This window comes from Anabaena sp. FACHB-595 (genome assembly GCF_048568275.1).
Taxonomy (GTDB): Bacteria; Cyanobacteriota; Cyanobacteriia; order Cyanobacteriales; family Nostocaceae; genus Trichormus.
The window spans coordinates 3,847,937-3,864,430 of sequence record NZ_CP183473.1 but is presented as its reverse complement, the minus strand read 5'-3'; the positions used below and the strand labels follow the sequence as shown (position 1 = coordinate 3,864,430).

20 protein-coding genes are annotated in these 16,494 nt (G+C 39.9%); 11 read left to right on the top strand and 9 right to left on the bottom strand.

The genetic code is table 11. The features are described 5' to 3' along the window. Positions 1-113: 113 nt before the first annotated feature. Positions 114-1,169, bottom strand: a complete 1,056-nt coding sequence (locus ACN222_RS16000) for a hemerythrin domain-containing protein (protein ID WP_010997350.1) — start codon at positions 1,167-1,169, stop codon at positions 114-116. Between the two features lie 260 nt (positions 1,170-1,429). Between ACN222_RS16000 and ACN222_RS15995 the strand changes: the two genes are divergently transcribed. The 3 genes from ACN222_RS15995 (at position 1,430) to ACN222_RS15985 (ending at position 3,338) form a co-directional block, all read left to right on the top strand. After that, positions 1,430-2,176, top strand: a complete 747-nt coding sequence (locus ACN222_RS15995; RefSeq protein ID WP_010997349.1) for a DUF2993 domain-containing protein — start codon at positions 1,430-1,432, stop codon at positions 2,174-2,176. An 11-nt stretch (positions 2,177-2,187) separates the two neighbouring features. Beyond that, entirely contained in the window at positions 2,188-2,748 is a 561-nt protein-coding gene (locus ACN222_RS15990; protein ID WP_010997348.1) for a DUF2231 domain-containing protein, read from the top strand. A gap of 362 nt (positions 2,749-3,110) precedes the next feature. Next, complete coding sequence (locus ACN222_RS15985; protein ID WP_010997347.1) at positions 3,111-3,338, top strand: DUF167 domain-containing protein; 228 nt, start codon at positions 3,111-3,113, stop codon at positions 3,336-3,338. Positions 3,339-3,472: 134 nt separating this feature from the next. Here the strand turns inward: ACN222_RS15985 and ACN222_RS15980 are convergent, their stop codons facing one another. Then, the gene (locus tag ACN222_RS15980; RefSeq protein ID WP_044521674.1) at positions 3,473-4,105 is read right to left on the bottom strand and encodes a glutathione S-transferase family protein; all 633 of its coding nucleotides are present in this window, start codon (positions 4,103-4,105) and stop codon (positions 3,473-3,475) included. 202 nt (positions 4,106-4,307) lie between these two features. Between ACN222_RS15980 and ACN222_RS15975 the strand changes: the two genes are divergently transcribed. The 5 genes from ACN222_RS15975 (at position 4,308) to ACN222_RS15955 (ending at position 7,201) form a co-directional block, all read left to right on the top strand. Next, positions 4,308-5,009 carry an SOS response-associated peptidase gene (locus ACN222_RS15975; RefSeq protein WP_010997345.1) on the top strand — a complete coding sequence of 234 codons (702 nt, stop codon included), beginning with the start codon at positions 4,308-4,310 and terminating at the stop codon, positions 5,007-5,009. Between the two features lie 71 nt (positions 5,010-5,080). Next, positions 5,081-5,602 (top strand): photosystem I assembly protein Ycf3, encoded by a 522-nt coding sequence (locus tag ACN222_RS15970; protein WP_010997344.1) that lies wholly within the window; start codon positions 5,081-5,083, stop codon positions 5,600-5,602. Positions 5,603-5,650: 48 nt separating this feature from the next. Continuing rightward, on the top strand, positions 5,651-5,941 hold the full coding sequence (gene gatC / locus ACN222_RS15965) for an Asp-tRNA(Asn)/Glu-tRNA(Gln) amidotransferase subunit GatC (RefSeq protein ID WP_010997343.1): 291 nt from the start codon (positions 5,651-5,653) through the stop codon (positions 5,939-5,941). 324 nt (positions 5,942-6,265) lie between these two features. Next, a complete protein-coding gene (locus ACN222_RS15960; RefSeq protein ID WP_010997342.1) occupies positions 6,266-6,790 on the top strand; it encodes a DUF937 domain-containing protein in 525 nt (174 codons plus the stop codon). A 258-nt stretch (positions 6,791-7,048) separates the two neighbouring features. After that, the gene (locus ACN222_RS15955; protein ID WP_010997341.1) at positions 7,049-7,201 is read left to right on the top strand and encodes a PsaJ asl3190; all 153 of its coding nucleotides are present in this window, start codon (positions 7,049-7,051) and stop codon (positions 7,199-7,201) included. 184 nt (positions 7,202-7,385) lie between these two features. Here ACN222_RS15955 and crtW read toward each other — a convergent pair whose 3' ends face one another. The 3 genes from crtW to ACN222_RS15940 form a co-directional block, all read right to left on the bottom strand. Next, positions 7,386-8,162 (bottom strand): beta-carotene ketolase CrtW, encoded by a 777-nt coding sequence (gene crtW / locus ACN222_RS15950; RefSeq protein WP_010997340.1) that lies wholly within the window; start codon positions 8,160-8,162, stop codon positions 7,386-7,388. 475 nt (positions 8,163-8,637) lie between these two features. Then, complete coding sequence (locus ACN222_RS15945) at positions 8,638-9,426, bottom strand: ADP-ribosylglycohydrolase family protein (RefSeq protein ID WP_044521670.1); 789 nt, start codon at positions 9,424-9,426, stop codon at positions 8,638-8,640. A gap of 102 nt (positions 9,427-9,528) precedes the next feature. Next, complete coding sequence (locus tag ACN222_RS15940) at positions 9,529-11,034, bottom strand: ABC transporter permease subunit (RefSeq protein WP_010997338.1); 1,506 nt, start codon at positions 11,032-11,034, stop codon at positions 9,529-9,531. Positions 11,035-11,086: 52 nt separating this feature from the next. Between ACN222_RS15940 and ACN222_RS15935 the strand changes: the two genes are divergently transcribed. Continuing rightward, positions 11,087-11,566, top strand: coding sequence for a hypothetical protein (locus tag ACN222_RS15935; RefSeq protein WP_231865468.1), 480 nt, complete (start codon positions 11,087-11,089; stop codon positions 11,564-11,566). Here the strand turns inward: ACN222_RS15935 and ACN222_RS15930 are convergent. Together ACN222_RS15930 and lipB are read right to left on the bottom strand one after the other, a co-directional pair. Beyond that, a complete protein-coding gene (locus ACN222_RS15930) occupies positions 11,563-11,763 on the bottom strand; it encodes a hypothetical protein (RefSeq protein WP_231865467.1) in 201 nt (66 codons plus the stop codon). The genes ACN222_RS15935 and ACN222_RS15930 overlap by 4 nt on opposite strands. 147 nt (positions 11,764-11,910) lie before the next feature. Next, positions 11,911-12,576, bottom strand: coding sequence for a lipoyl(octanoyl) transferase LipB (lipB, locus tag ACN222_RS15925; protein ID WP_010997336.1), 666 nt, complete (start codon positions 12,574-12,576; stop codon positions 11,911-11,913). Between the two features lie 585 nt (positions 12,577-13,161). Between lipB and hpf the strand changes: the two genes are divergently transcribed. Further along, the gene (gene hpf, locus ACN222_RS15920) at positions 13,162-13,803 is read left to right on the top strand and encodes a ribosome hibernation-promoting factor, HPF/YfiA family (protein ID WP_010997335.1); all 642 of its coding nucleotides are present in this window, start codon (positions 13,162-13,164) and stop codon (positions 13,801-13,803) included. Positions 13,804-13,911: 108 nt separating this feature from the next. On the opposite strand, the gene ACN222_RS15915 is transcribed toward hpf, so the two are convergent. Then, complete coding sequence (locus ACN222_RS15915; RefSeq protein WP_010997334.1) at positions 13,912-14,373, bottom strand: peroxiredoxin; 462 nt, start codon at positions 14,371-14,373, stop codon at positions 13,912-13,914. An 88-nt stretch (positions 14,374-14,461) separates the two neighbouring features. After that, complete coding sequence (gene rsmG / locus ACN222_RS15910; RefSeq protein ID WP_010997333.1) at positions 14,462-15,199, bottom strand: 16S rRNA (guanine(527)-N(7))-methyltransferase RsmG; 738 nt, start codon at positions 15,197-15,199, stop codon at positions 14,462-14,464. Between the two features lie 197 nt (positions 15,200-15,396). Between rsmG and ACN222_RS15905 the strand changes: the two genes are divergently transcribed. Continuing rightward, on the top strand, positions 15,397-16,365 hold the full coding sequence (locus ACN222_RS15905; RefSeq protein ID WP_010997332.1) for a DUF1822 family protein: 969 nt from the start codon (positions 15,397-15,399) through the stop codon (positions 16,363-16,365). Positions 16,366-16,494 lie beyond the last annotated feature (129 nt).

Sequence of the window (16,494 nt, the reverse complement as noted above, 5' to 3'; positions counted from 1 at the left end):
TCATCAATTGAGTTGGTATTATAAGCAATCATCAAAACAGCCCGCCCACTCCATAAAACAAGGAATGAACGGGCAACAAAAACAATTATGTTAGCGGTAGCTAGTGCTAAGTTCTAAACACCTGCGCCAGTAGCTTGACCACCTAATCTTTGTTGAATTTTGCTCTTAGCGGCTTTAAATTCGGTAGCCCATTGCTCAGTTTGTTCAGAACTGAGGTTGTTGCGAATAGCAGCAAACAAGGTGCTTTCTTCTTGACGGACGTGATCCATGACAATATCAGCCAATTGTCTAACTCTATCCTTGAATTCAGGAGCAGAGGGGCTGATAGCCTTGATTTGCTCTAACAGGCGCTTCATTTCCGATTGTTCGTCGTACAGTTCTTGGGTGTCGCCTTCACCGTAGAAAGAACGCACTCTGGGGTAGAGGACTTCTTCTTCTGCTTCGGCATGAGCAGTTAAATCCTTGTAGATTTGACCAAAATACTCTTGGATTTTTTGAGGATCATTGCTTTGTTGTAGTTCAGTAAACAAAATATTTACTTTGTTGTGATCCATGCGGATCACATCTTGGATATTCATATCTTGCTTATCAGAACCTTGGGTAACTGCGCTACCAACTGCACCACTAAATGCAGCGATCGCATCTTGAACTCGTCCCCAAATACCTTGATCTGCGTCTTGTCCGGTGAGTTCACGAACGCCCAAAATTTCTAAAATACCTTTGAGTTGTTCTTGGTGAGCGCGGTTCTCAAAGTTAACTGTGTTTAGGGGGCCAATAGCAGCCAGCACATCAGCACCCACTTTTTGGGCTGCTTTGTGAACCAGCAAACCGCTCATAACTTGTTTGTGCTTCAGCAACTCATGTTGAGCTACTTTTTCAAAGAAATTTAGTTGGGAACCTTGCATTAATTGGCGAACTTGGTCAACCATTTCGCGGACTGTTTGTCTTGGTTCTTTTTGTATACCATATTGAACAATGACAGTCTCTATAATGCCTAAGTTTTTCCGGTCATCTTCTAGAAAATCACGAATGCGATTAGAGATTTCATTATCAGTTGATTCTCTTAAAAATCTTTCCTGATTTTCAATTATTAACTCTTGAAGAAGCTTGGCATCTGCTAATTTCTCAGCAATAGCATTACGCTTTGTATCATCTAAAGTTGATACCATTCTATGTTCTCCTCAGAAAAGTAGTCGGATTCTTAACTTCTCTCAGAGTGACATAGTTCTTTGTGGACTTTCCTCCTTCCTTTGAACGATTAGCTACGTAACTCAAGATAGAAAACAAAGATTTTCTTTAGAGAAGAATACACTTCTACTTCTAGGCAGACAACAATTCAATATTTACTCCATCTCTAGATAGATAAAAATTTTATTTGAGTTGTCTAAATTGACTCAAGGATATTTAAATTTTGGGAGATTAAATAATAATGCCGGATTCCACCGGGTTAGGAGAACAAGCGCTGAATAAAGCAGCAGAAATTGGGCTTTCTAGCCAATTAGATGAAGTAGATAACTTGGATGTAAGTATCAAAACTGATCCACTAAAACTAGTTCAGGGACAGGTGGATACAGTCGAGATTAATGGTGAAGGTTTGGTTATGCAGAAAGACCTCCGAGTGGAGGAAATGAAAATGCAGGTCAATAGTGTTGCTATTAATCCTTTAAGTGCCGCATTTGGCAAGATTGAACTTACTAAACCTACAGTTGGCAGTGCGCGGGTTGTTTTAACAGAAGCAGATATTAACCGCGCCTTTAATTCTGAGTTTATTATCTCCAAAATTCAAAGTCAGAAAATCCATATTAATGGGCAACTAAAAACAGTCACACCTCAACAAATAGACTTTCGCTTACCCGGTGAGGGAAAAGTTTCCTTAAATGCCAGTATATTGTTAGAAGAAAATAGCGAACCGCAGCAAGTTGCCTTTACAGCCGAACCCCATATTAGCGCTAATGGCACAACAGTAACGCTGGAGAATGTCACCTATGGTAACAGTGAAGAAATCTCACCAGAGTTGACACAATCTTTAGTAAAACAAACGAGCGAAATTTTAAACTTAAGCAACTTCGATTTAGAAGGAATGAGCTTGCGAGTGCAGCAATTAGCAGCAGAAACAGGCAAGCTCACCTTGCAAGCCGAAGCTTATGTAGAACAAATACCCACAGATGAAAACTAGGATATTTAACTATGGAAACAACAGAAACAACTTCCTCTGGTTCCTCCGCTTCCTCTCCATTTCCGAATATTCCCCCAGTGATTGAAACGGACGATCGCGAATATCGTGATACAGGTGTCCCCAGTACAGTAGCGATCGCCGGACACCCTCTACATCCCCTCAGTGTAATTTTCCCCATAGCCTTCTTAGCAGCCGCCTTGGGTAGCGATTTCGGCTATTGGTTAACCCGCGATTACTTCTGGGCGAGGGCTTCTGTATGGTTAATTGGACTGGGTTTAGGTGGAGGTGCGATCGCCGCCGCCATAGGGTTAAGTGACTTCTTGAAAATTGAACGTGTCCGCAAACGTAACGCAGGTTGGGCGCACCTGATCCTCAACGTCTCTCTTCTCGTTCTGTCACTAGTAAATTTCCTCCTCCGCTTAGGCGACGCTGAAGCCAGAATCCTTCCTTGGGGCTTATTAATTTCCGTAATTGTCGGTACTCTAACAAGCATTTCCGGTTGGTTTGGTGCAGAACTCTCCTATCGCCACAAAATTGGCGTAGTTGGTGCAGGTAGTAGAAGATATCCCTAAATAAAAGTCACTACTCCCACTTGAAAATTTTCAGGGCTAAAATCTTGCTATTTAGCCTGAAAAATCCCTCATCCATCAACACAGCTTAAAAAACACCATCATCCTGTCTCTGCTCATTGTGGTAGCGATGGGCTTTTTATTAGCCTACTCACCAGTGGTTTAATAACTACTGGCGTGGCAAGGCTAAAATAGTGCAATAACAGAAGTGCTATCCGCCTTTATCTACGTGCATCTGCGTTTAATTACATCCAAGTCTATTGCATCATTTTAGTCGTGTCAGTCCACTACAGTGCATCTGTATTTTCTAAAATATATTGGTATTCTTGGTTGTGCCTCACTCAAACAACTGAAAAACATAGATTATGCAAAAAAGGGTTAAGGTTAAACCTAATTCCAAACAACAAAAAATTGCCGAGCAAGATGATGGGAGCCTAACTGTACATTTAAAATCCCCACCAGTAGATGGTAAAGCTAATGAAGAGTTAATCAAACTTTTAGCTGAAAAATTTGATGTGCCGAAATCCCACATCACAATTAAATCTGGTTTATCTTCCAAGCAAAAACTGATTGAGATTGAGACAGATATTTAGTGTAAATAGGTCTAGATAAGAGATAATAAAATTTAGCTATGAGTTAGTATCGATTTTCTCCAATAAGGTAACGAATACTAACTCAGTAATCCAAAATACATCTAGTGTTCTTAATTACGAATTACTTTAGCTAGTTAATAATCGTAACATAATTGTGGTTCATGAGTAATATTAATATATCCAGGTTGGGCTTTAACTCTGTCTATCCAAGCTTGAATAGCTGGAAATGGCGTTAAATCAAAACCACCTTCATCCGCGACATGGGTATAGGCAAATAAGGCAATATCAGCAATTGTGTAACGCTCATCTACGAAAAAATTATGGCATTTCAAATGATTTTCCATCACCTTGAGAGCTGCATAACCAGGTTCCCGTTTTTCTTCTAAAGCTGTACGATATTCTTCCACTTTACCTAAAATAGAAACCCAAAAACGAGATGTAGCAATATATGGTTCATGGCTATATTGTTCAAAAAATAACCACTGCATTACCTGGGCTTTTAAATAGCGGTCGTAAGGTAAAAATTCTGTATATTCGCTCAGGTAAAGCAATATAGCATTTGATTCTGCTAAATACTTCCCTGGTGCAACTTCTAAAACTGGTATTCTCCCGTTAGAATTTTTACTTAAAAATTCTGGTGTGCGACTCTCTCCCTTTAAAATATTCACTTCTGTTCGTTCAAATGGTATGCCCATTTGTGTTAATAGAAGCCGGACTTTATAGCCATTGCCTGAGGGTAAAAAATCGTACAAATGTAAGTTTTCCATGTAAAGATTATGATGCAGAATATATGGCAAATTTAGGTCTAAAATACAATATCTTACAAAATTATTTTCAAAGAACAGGATGATTCTCTGATTTATAATTTCCACATATTTAGTTATTAATTATCCGAAAAAATAAAAATAATAGTATTAATTAATTCTGAATTTAAGTGTTTTATTTGATGCAACAAGATAAAATTGAAATATGTGTGGAAGATTTACTTTAACCCAGTCACCAGAAGCATTAGCTGAGTTTTTTCATATCCAGCCACTCCTGGATTTAGAAGCTCAATATAACATTGCACCTACGCAAACTGTGGTGACAGTTTTACATAACCCTGAAAGTAATAAACGTGAATTTCAACGATTACGCTGGGGTTTGATACCTTCATGGGCTAAAGATCCAGCGATCGCCTCGAAGCTAATCAACGCCAGAGCCGAAACTCTTGCCGAAAAACCTTCTTTTCGTTCAGCATTTAAGCAGCGACGCTGTTTAGTAGTGGCTGATGGTTTTTTTGAATGGCAAAAACAGCAAGGTAAAAAACAACCCTTTTATTTCCGCCTGCAACACAGTCAACCCTTTGGCTTTGCGGGATTATGGGAGAAATGGCGAACACCTGCTGGTGAAGAAATTACCTCTTGTACAATCGTCACAACAGCAGCCAACGAACTACTGCAACCAATTCATGACCGAATGCCAGTCATCCTCGCTCCCCAAGATTACGATTTGTGGTTAGATCCGCAAGAGCAAAAGCCCCAAGCATTACAACACTTATTATCCCCCTATCCAGCCTCACAAATGACCGCCTACCCAGTGAGTACCTTAGTCAATAGTCCAAAACACAACAACCCAGAATGTATTATCCCCATCCCAGAGCAGAATAGCTCCCCAAATCAGTTAAATTAGCTTTAGGTACGGGATTAGGGGAAGCACAGACATAAGTTCCCCCACATAGCGGTACAACCATAGAAAAAAATATGCCAAGAACACAAAAAAACGATAACTTTGTTGACAAATCCTTTACTGTGATGGCGGATATTATTCTCAAGATACTGCCAACTAATAAAAAAGCTAAAGAAGCCTTTGTCTATTACCGAGATGGGATGTCAGCTCAAGCAGAAGGCGAATATGCCGAAGCACTCGAATATTACGAAGAAGCCCTCACACTAGAAGAAGACACCAACGATCGCGGTTATATTCTCTACAACATGGGGCTAATTTATGCTAGCAACGGCGACCATGATAAAGCTCTAGAACTATATCACCAGGCGATCGAACTGAATCCCCGCCTACCCCAAGCCTTAAACAACATCGCCGTAATTTACCATTACCAAGGCGAAAAAGCCAAAGAAACTGGAGATCACGACGGTGGTGAAGCGCTGTTTGACCAAGCCGCAGACTACTGGATTCGTGCCATTCGCATGGCTCCAAATAACTATATAGAAGCCCAAAACTGGCTAAAAACCACTGGACGGATGCAAATAGATGTATTCTTTTAGTCGTTAGTCATTAGTTCTTGACCACTGACCACTGACCACTGACAAAATATGATCGACCGCGAACAAGTCCGCAAAGTAGCTCTACTTGCCCGTTTAGAATTGACCCCCGAAGAAGAAGAGCAATTTACCACTCAGCTTGGAAGTATTTTAGATTACGTCGAGCAGCTCAATGAACTAGATGTGAGTAATGTACCGCCTACAGCGCGGGCAATTGATGTCAGCAATATCACCAGAGAAGATAACCTGCAACCTTATGCTGACAGAGAAGCTATCCTCAGCAGTGCGCCTGAACAAGAAGGGGAATTTTTTAAAGTACCAAAAATCCTCAATGCCGAGTAATCCACAGTTAAAAAAAGTTCTTACTTTAGTTAGAAGTCAGCGTATCTAGTAAGGGTTATTTTGCTTACTAGCAGTAGTAGTAATTCACTTTTTGGGAACTCTCAAGCTACAAGGTAATAATCTGAAAATTTCAGACTTATTGGCTGCAAGTTCGAGAGATTCCCAATTTACTTAATTTCTGCAAAATAATTCATAATCTGGCTCGCCAAAAGAATTACAAATTTTTCATCCCTGAGTTTCTAGTATTGCGGAGTTAATTTATTCATAATAACAACAACAACACGTTCGCCTTTATGGCATGAAAAACAAGGGAGAAAAACAATTATGGGGCTATTTGACCAAATTCTCGGCGCTGTTAGCAATCCCAATCAACAAGGCAGTTTAGGTCAACTGGGAAACATCATTAACACTGTCAATCAACTAAGTAATCAAACTGGCACAAATCCTTCGACAATGCAATCTGTCGTGGGTGTAGTAGGTAACTATGTACGTTCCGCTTTACAACAAAAGCAAGCCACAGAAGGTAATGAAGCAACCCAAGCATTAGTTAATGAATATGCCGGTACCTCTTCTAATCCTCAGGCAGTTAATTCTCTATTTTCTCCTAACATACAACAACAGGTAGCACAGGTAGCATCCCAACACACAGGTTTAGATGCTGGTACAATTCAGCAACTATTGCCAGTCATAGTACCTTTAGTATTGAATTTTTTGCAATCCGGCGCTAACGCTCAACATCCTCAAGGTGCTGGAAATTCTGTTTTAAATTCTTTCTTGGATGCAGATGGAGACGGTGATGTAGATATCGCTGATGCTATGCAGTTAATGAGCCGATATGTTGGTAGATAGTAAAATTAGTGGATTTGTCAGAGACAATTTATCAAGTAAATCTAAGTAGGGTTTTCTGAGTGTATAATAATACAAGTTTATCCAAACTCTACTTAATTCTTGATTCATGAGAATTGAAAAGCCCCTGGAAAACATATCTTATCAATCAAGGTCTTTTATACAATTTTCCTACTTTTGATAGTATTAACTATTCTTTTGATAGAGTTTTCAGTAAAAAGTAGTCAGTACCATCTTAAGTGTTAATTTGATATTTATTATATGAATAAATCACAAGATAAAGAGAAAAAATATTTCCTCGAATATCTCTCTCTGGCACCAGTTCTTGCTGTTATATCCATATCAGTTGCCTTTTCTACATGGGCAATTTTTAACTATATTTTTCCCGATCTTCTTTTCCATCCTCTACCATAAGGAGTTTTAGGGAAACACCTTCCCTAATAAATTTTGTATATGTCTTCCCAAAAGTTTTCTGACGCTCATCAGCATAATTTACATAGTCGTATTCCAGCAGAAATTAATTTTATTGCCTGAGAAAATTTTAGTTTTTCTCACAAGTGTATCTGTAACCTAATTTTTCAATCATCCAATCTTCACCTTATAAAGATATTTTGTGAGCTTCAGGTAATTTCCACCAAGGAAGTTGAGGGTATTCGTGATGTTCCTTGTGGTAGCCGAAGTGATAACAAGTAACAAAAGACCAAAAAAGAGGTAATGGGATACTGCGCGCACAATGGGGGTTAGTATAACCACCTTCTAGCTTTTTATGAGGCAAAAATGTACCAAAATAAAATAGTTGTACTGAACTTAAAATAGAAGGTATCATCCAAAATATAATTAAATTATTTTCTGGTATATGCACCAGATTTTTAAGTCCATGAAAAATCATCACTAATCCGAAAATTTGCGTCCATCGCCAATAAGACTTCATAAAATGTAGATACCAAAGAAAGAAGTTTTGGGGATGACCATTGTAATAATCAGGGTCTAAATCAGTACCAGGATGTCCGTGGTGTAACCAATGTTTTTTCAATAAATCTTTATAAGGGAGTAGTCCATACAAGATTAGAGTGAGCTTACCTATAAAATTATTTATTCTGGGATTTTTGGGATAAACTACGCCGTGCATGGCATCATGAGCAGTAATAAATAAACCTGTATATAAGAAGGTCTGCCAAAGCATGGCTATACCTAATAAGCTCTTATGAATTATGGATGTATCTATTGAGAGTAATAAGATTAAACTAATTGCCCATAAAAATAAGATAAAGCAGGCAATAAATATACCCTTATTAATATTTTTATCATCTCTGATTGTCGATGACAATAACACCAGTTTTTCTGAATGCAGAGATGATGGTTGACACTGAACCATGCTCTTACCCCGTTATACCTTTTAATGAATTACCAGTGGAATTTTGCAAGTATTAAAGGTAATGATTTTACTTTTAACTTCGTTTAGTTTGAAGTTAAAAATCAAGTTTTTACTCACTTTTTGGCAAAATTAACAGTTACCAAAAAATTATTTATTTATCTTGCATTTCCTAGTATTACACAATATTAACAATTTGTTACATTCTGAGGGTGGAAAATTTTTCTGGTACAATTCTCTATCTGGAGTCTTATATAAAGTTTGGCTAATTGTGTTCCATCTGCTTGCTCTAGTTGGTAATGGGTAATCGCTAAGAGAGAATTGTTTTTCCCATTACTCATCCCACAGATGTTACAAGCATTCAAATTGTTATGAGAATTTAAAAGGGAATATTAGATTTCCCTCACCCTTCAGACTACGGCGGAAAAGCAAGTCCTATTTAACCTGAAGATGTAGTGTCCTGTAAGGTAGGGGTTGACTACAGACAATATTTATACATAAATTTTTCTGTAGTGGTACATAAATGCTCATTTAAATGAGACAAGGTTTGTTCAGCGATCGCTCTGGGTACACCTCCATAGTATGCTTGAGCGATCGCACCTGTAATACAGGCGATGGTATCGCTATCACCACCAAGGGAAACGGCATTGCGAATTGCATCTTCAAAGTCCGAGGATTCTAAAAAGGCAATAATCGCTGGGGGAACGGAACCTGGACAGGTAGCATCATATTGGTAGGCAGGTCTGATTTGTTCTAGAGTTTGGTCTAGGTTGTAACCAAAGTTACTTTGAATGTAGGATTTAATCTCTGCTTTATCCCAGCCTGTCCTAGCGAGGAAGATGGCGGATGCTGTAGCTTGTGCGCCTTTTATCCCTTCTGGGTGGTTATGGGTAACTTCTGCACTACCTTTAGCTTGTTGCAAGACAGTGTTTAAATCTGGGAAGGCAAAGGCAATAGGACTGACGCGCATAGCTGCACCATTACCAAAACTATTGTATGGTTGGGTGCTGTTAGATTTAGCCCAGTTACTAAAGTTCCGTCCATAGCCGGCATATAGGTAGCGACGATAGTACCACTTAAATTGGTCAATGTATTTACTGCTCGGAGGAAATTGATCAGTGTTGAGGATCACATCTGCTACCGCCACAGTTAGCACCGTATCATCAGTGAAGCGACTCTGCCTGCTAAACAAGGGAAAATCTTTCGTTTTGATACTGTTTCCCTCATAAACTGAACCAATGATGTCACCTGCGATCGCACCCAACATATTATCTTTCACTTAGTAATCTTAGGCTGGTTTTTTAGGTGCAATATAGACTACCTCGTTAACTCACCTAAGTAATTCCTCAGAATTACTTTATCACCATCTTTATCTTTTTGCTTTTCGTTGTTGAGCTTTCATGGTCGGATTCATCCACATTTCTAAACGGCTCAGAACTTGAGAAGCTAAAAGTGTTAAACATAAATAAACTATAGCGACAGCCGCATAAATTTCAAAAGCACGATAGTTGTCTGCAACAATCAATTGCCCTTTGCGGAATAACTCTTCAAATCCAATTACAGCAACTAAGCTCGTATCTTTTAACAAACTGATAAACTCATTACCCAAAGGTGGTAACATTCGCCGGAAGGCTTGGGGAAAAATTACCAAACGCATTGTCAACCAAGGATTTAAACCTAAGGATTTAGCTGCTTCTGTTTGTCCAGTTTCTATTGATTGAATACCAGCACGGACAATTTCAGCAATGTAGGCGGCTGCATTTACACTTAAGGCAATAACTCCAGCCACCCAACGGTCAAAGTTAAAGGTAAAACCAAGTTGTTGAGCAAGTGCTGGTATTCCAAAATAAATCATAAAAATTTGGACTAGCAGAGGTGTTCCCCGGAAAAAATCTACGTAAGCTCTAGCGAATAAACGTGCAGGGGTAAACTGGGAAAGACGAGTCAGGGCAATTAAAGTACCACAGATTAAACCCAATACCGTAGATAAAATTGTCAGTTGTATGGTGACTAATGCACCTTGTAATAAAGTCGGGAGAAACTGTAATATGAGGTTAATTGAGCCAGATTTATGAGTATTAGTTTGATTTTCATAGAGTGATTTATCTGGTAATGATGGGGGTTCTACCTTAAACCATTTTTGGTAAATTTGGGAATATGAACCATCTGCTAGCACCCGATTTAAACCATCATTAATTAGTGCTAAATAAGGTGAATTTTGGGCTGTAGCGATACCATAATATTCTTCTGTTAGCAACTTTTCGACAACTTTAATTCCTTGTAAATTGCCTGTGTTAATGGCATATAAAGTTACAGGCGCATCATTGATGACTGCATCTACATTGTTATTAAGTAATTCTTGTAGAGCTAGGGGGGCAGAATCAAAGCTACGAATTTGCGCCCCTGGAATACTTTTGGCTTTTCCTGCGCCAGTTGTGCCAATCTGCACGGCGATTTTTTTATTTTTGAGACTGTCAAAGCCTGTAATATCTTCATTGCTGGAGCGAATAGCGATCGCTAACCCTGCTTTAAAATAAGGACGAGAGAACGCAACGGTTTCTGCCCGTTCGGCGGTGATGGTGATGGAACTAATCGCCGCGTCTACAGTTCTACTTTGCAAGGCGGGGATAATCCCATCAAAAGGCAGACTTTGGAAATTTACTTTCAAATTAGCAGCAGAGGCGATCGCATTCATCAAATCTATAGAAAAACCCTGTAAATTTCCCCCTTGTGCTGTAAACTCAAAAGGTGGAAAGGCTGGTTCTGTTGCTATCCGTAGAGTTTTTCCCTGACTTAAATTGCCACTACAACCAGTCAGAAACAAACAAATTAAGCTCAACACCAGACACCAACGTCCAAAAACCCGCTTACTCATCCAACTTCTCCCCTGTTATAACAATGGTGATTATCAGACATTTTGATGAGATATGTCAGTTAACAGAAATTGGTGTTGGGAATTGGCAGCATCAGGAAATGGCCCTGATTGGCTGTGTGTAGTAGAAGTGACCCCTGAAAGCATACCGCAACTTGAGGCTGTAATTTCTCAATTATCCCTACCATCATTTACATACATTCCGGTGCATGACCATGACTGTTATCACCTGTTTGTAAATGAATCTCATGCCGAAGCATTTAAGGCAAACTTAGAAGGAAAAAACCCGGTAAATATCTGGATTTACCACTCCATAGAAATTCATAGTCATATCATCAAGATTGAATGTGGATATGGCGGCTACCCAGACAGTGTTTACCACACCATAGAAACATCTTTTTTACTAGATTTATGTAACAACCCAAATATTGCGATCGCACAATGGCATCTATACGCTGGTGGTATGGGTTATGATTACATCACCGTTAAAGCAGGTAAAACCTCTGGGGAACTCCAGCAGTACATAATTGGTTAAAGATATTCACGCAAGAAATCAAAGGGATCATCTTCCCAGCAAGGTTCGGGTATCATCAACTGCAAATTAACATTGATATCAGCTTCCAGTTCATCTATATCATCTCTATCAAACATTTCTAATAAAGCCTTCCAGTCGCGTTCCTTCAGAGAAGTAAATACTGGAGCGTAAATCTGAGGATTGATTGGATAATTCACAAACAAAATCTGAGTTGAAGGGTGCAAAGAATAGGTTTGAAGACTGGTAAGCATTCATATTCTAGCTTGAACCAGGATATTCTCATATATGCAAATTTTCGTAGTAGATTGCACCTATTACATGATGAAGCAGTCAACAGTTAACTGTCAACTGTCAACTAATTCCAGACCAAACACTTCTGCAAAAGCCTGGACAACATGAACTCGTACTTCCTCACAAGTAATTCCTGGTATCCATTGGGCTAAACTGCCAACAGGCTTATCAGTAATGCCACAAGGGACTATTCGGCTAAAGCCTGTCATATCAGGACAGACATTTAAAGCAAAACCGTGCATGGTAATCCAACGACTAACTTTAATGCCGATGGCTGCAACTTTCCTCCCTTCTAACCAAACCCCAGTCAAAGATGGCAGGCGATCGCCTTTTAAGTCGTAAACTGCTAGTACACGGATGATAACTTCTTCTAATTGTCGCAAGTACCAGTGCAAATCTTGGCGATGGCGGTGCAGATTTAAAATCGGATACCCCACTAATTGACCTGGACAGTGGTAAGTAACTTCTCCGCCCCGTTCAATTCGATGTATCTCAAACTCACTTTGATTAGGGTCAAATTTGAGAAATTCTAGACTACTGCCTTGCCCCAAAGTGTAGACTGGCGGATGTTCCAGTAATATCAGTACATCCTCTAGATTAGGGTAATCGATGCGTTGGCGCAAGAGCGATCGCTGCCATGCGTGAGCTGCCAAATATGGCATTAATCCTTTGTTATATAACAAACAATTGTTCTCTGGGGGTTTATTACTACGGATCATGCCAAAAATCAACAGGTTTTACAACTAAATATATTTCAACTCACAGCTTCTGAGTCAACAATTGTCAAGCTTTGCAAAGGATTTTAAAGGAACATCAAGGGAATCAGCCATCGCAAATACAAAGTGCTAGTTTGAATATATAACCACATCAGGTGTTGGGAGGAATTCTCTACAATAAGCATCATGCCAAGTTCAAAAGAACAAATACACTGGCTGATGAATCTAAAACGAGTGATTTGCATCTACAGCAGTTGTGTAATCCATCATCAAGAGAGCAAACTTCTTTTAACAAACCAAAAGTAACTACTATCAAGTTATGTAAAGTTTGTTTTGATGAAGCAGGAAGTCAAAACAGCCATTGCTTATAATACCTTATTTGAGAAAGATATGTGCTTATCCAATTGTCTAGCGAACATTTGGTAACTCAGAAATCAGGTAAAAGATGCAGAAAACTTTAGAACAAGCTAGCCGTATATAAGAAAGTTCACATTTGGTATTGGTGCAATAAATAGAACTTACCGCAGTCTCTTTTCATACAAAAACACCATCACATCAAATATTGTGCTATTGAGCGGGAGAGTTTACATGAAGCTTGTCATCCACGGCAAAAATATAGAAATTACCGATGCGATTCGAGAATATGTGCATCAGAAAATTGAAAAGGCGGTTAATCACTTTCAGAACATCACCAATGAAGTGGATGTCCATTTAAGCGTGGCGCGCAATCCCCGGATTAATACCAGGCAAGCGGCTGAAGTCACCATCTATGCAAATGGTAGCGTCATCCGTGCGGAGGAAAGCAGCGAAAATTTATACGCAAGCATTGATCTAGTAGCAGACAAGATTTCCCGACAACTGCGTAAATATAAAGAAAGAAAACAAGATCAGAAAACTCAAGCTCAACCAACTACCGAAACCATCGTACCAGAAACAGTAGTTGCAGATTTAATCGGCGATCGCACTCCCGAACTCCCCGAAGAAGTCGTCCGCACCAAATATTTTTCCATGCCCCCCATGACCGTTACCGAAGCCTTAGAGCAGTTGCAACTAGTGGGGCATGACTTTTATATGTTCCATAACGCCGAAACAGGAGAAATCAACGTTATTTATGAACGCAACCACGGCGGCTATGGTGTGATTCAACCCCGAAATAATAACGGACATACCAACGGTAAAAATGGCAAAGCTCATCATGTCGTGATGCCGGAAAAGTCTCATAGTAGGTAAGGGACTGGGGACTGGGGACTGGGAGAGCAGGGGAGCAGGGGAAGCAGGGGAGGCAGGTGGTAAATTTCATCACCGATACCCAATCCCCAATCCCCAATCCCCAATCCCCTATTTACTCGCCAACTGTTGCAGAGTTTTCAACGCTTCCTCGACGTGTCCTTGGAAGTTGAACATGGAATCAAAAACGTACTGCACTACTCCCTGTTGGTCGATGACGTAAGTAACGCGACCGGGAAACAAACCAAAAGCGGCTGTTGCGCCGTATAGTTTGCGTACTTGGTCGCCTTTGTCGCTCAACAAAGTAAAAGGTAAATTGTATTTAGAAGCAAATTTTTGGTGAGATTCGTTAGAGTCACCACTGACACCAATAATTTCCGCCCCAGCAGTTTGAAAAACTTCATAGCGATCGCGGAAAGCACAAGATTCTGCTGTACATCCTGGTGTATCATCCTTAGGATAAAAGTACAGCACCACAGCCTTTTTACCCCGAAAATCACTCAGGCTCACCGATGAGCCATTTTGTGCAGGTAAAGTAAAATCAGGCGCAGAGTCTCCAACTTTAACTGGCATATAAAATTAATAAACTATACATTTCTTTATATTCTAGGACTATTTGTCAGAGCGATAGTGCAAGCACTGACAAGTCAGTTCATCTTTCCTAAATAGGCTTTTGACTGGGTACACCAACAGCACGGGGAAAATTAGCTGGTGTTTTAGCTACTTTCCGTAAGTAAAGACAGTGGCGAACGCTGTTAGTTAAGGGAGTAGTAAAGTTGTCTATTAATTCAACTGTGCCACCTAACTGCTGCGCTGCATTTTCCACAGATGTAGTTTCTTCTTCAGTCCAAGTACCACGATAAATTACAGCCAAACCACCTAACTTTAGTAAAGGTAAAGTATATTCTGCACAAGGCGAAGCAGTGCCGACCGCACGAATCAAAGCAACATCATATTGTTCTCGATGCTGTGGTTGTTGACCAATTTCTTCTGCCCTACTAACCAGAGTTTTGGCATTAGTTAGAGCTAGTTCGCTCAAGATAGTGTCGATAAAAGTAATCTTTTTGCGCGTTGAATCCACCAGCGTAATTGTAGAATTAGAGGCAATAATTGCCACGGGAACACCAGGAAACCCAGCACCAGTGCCAATATCAATAACAGATGCACCCAGTTGAAGAGAAGAGATTAATTGTTGCTGTGGTGCAACTCCTCGCAGCGAATCCCAAAGATGTTTTTCCCAAAACTCTTGAGGTTCAGTGATGCGAGTTAAGTTTAACTGGCGATTACCTTCCAGAATTAACTCATAAAGCTGCTGAAATCGCGCCTGTTGAGAGTCTGTTGGTTGCCAATTGAGAGTTTGCTGCCAAATTTCAGCCATTTCTGGCAATAAGTTCGTCATTAGTCAGTTGTCAGTTGTCATTAGTCAGTGGTCAGTATATCTCTTCCCCCTGCCTCCTCAACTGGTGCAAGAAAATAAATACCAACTGACTGATAAACAGTCCTGAAAATTTCGCTGATTTTTTTGCGTTTTGTGGCATAAATTTAGTGAATGCGGGCGATATGTATATAGCAGCATTGATCACTGGGGATTGAACTATGACTAACACTACCAACCAGCTAGACGATTTCGCCATCACACTACCAATTACTCAAGCAGCTCGATTTGCTGCCCAGGAGTTCGCCAACAGACAGCCTAATTCCCAAAAAGCCGAGCAAGTTAGGCTCAATACTTTGGCTGTGTCAGTGGTAAATGATTATTTGCAAATGATGGAAGTTCCGACTAATTTGATCGCTAGTGACAGTTGGAACCCATTAATGCAGTTATGTGGAGATGTAGCTGATCTAGAAGTTCCCTCAGTTGGTCGTTTAGAGTGCCGTCCTGTTCAGATGCATGAGCAGGTATGTTCTGTTCCCCCAGAAACTTGGGACGAAAGAGTCGGTTATGTAATTGTACAGGTTGATGAAACCAATACAGAAGCTAAATTACTAGGTTTTACTAAAAAAGTTAATCAAGAAACATTACCTCTAAATCAACTACAACCTATAGAAGCATTGATCGATCGCCTAGAGCAACTGAAAACTTCTCCTGTGGATGCTTTGGTGAATTTGAGTCAGTGGTTTGTCGGGCAGTGTGAAGCTGGTTGGCAAACAGTAGAAACTTTGTGGAACTCGCTGGAAGCTAAACCGGCTTATGGCTTTCGTAGTCCTGTAAGCACTCCAGATACAGCTTTTAATCAAGCAGAAGCCGTTACCAGACGGGCAAAACTCATTGATTTGGGGATCAAAATAGTTGACCAACCAGTGATGTTGATTGTGGAAATTGCACCTGAAGCTAACGGACAAACTAGTGTCCGTCTGCAACTACACTCCACAGGTAATCAAATACATCTACCGGCAGGAGTAAAACTGACAGTAATAGACACCTCCGGCGCAGTATTTCTAGAAGCTCAAGCCAGGAGTGCTGACAACTACCTACAACTACAATTTCGTGGGGAAATTCAGGAACAGTTCAGCGTTCAGGTCGCATTAGATGATATGAGTATTACAGAGAGCTTTGTAATTTAAAGCAACCAGATTTTTACTATGTAATTGGTAATAAGTAAATACCAATAAGTAACTAAATTATTTATATGTAGGAACTTCAAGTAAACTGGGCTGGAATTGCTGATTTGTAAAAAATTGAGTAAATCAGAA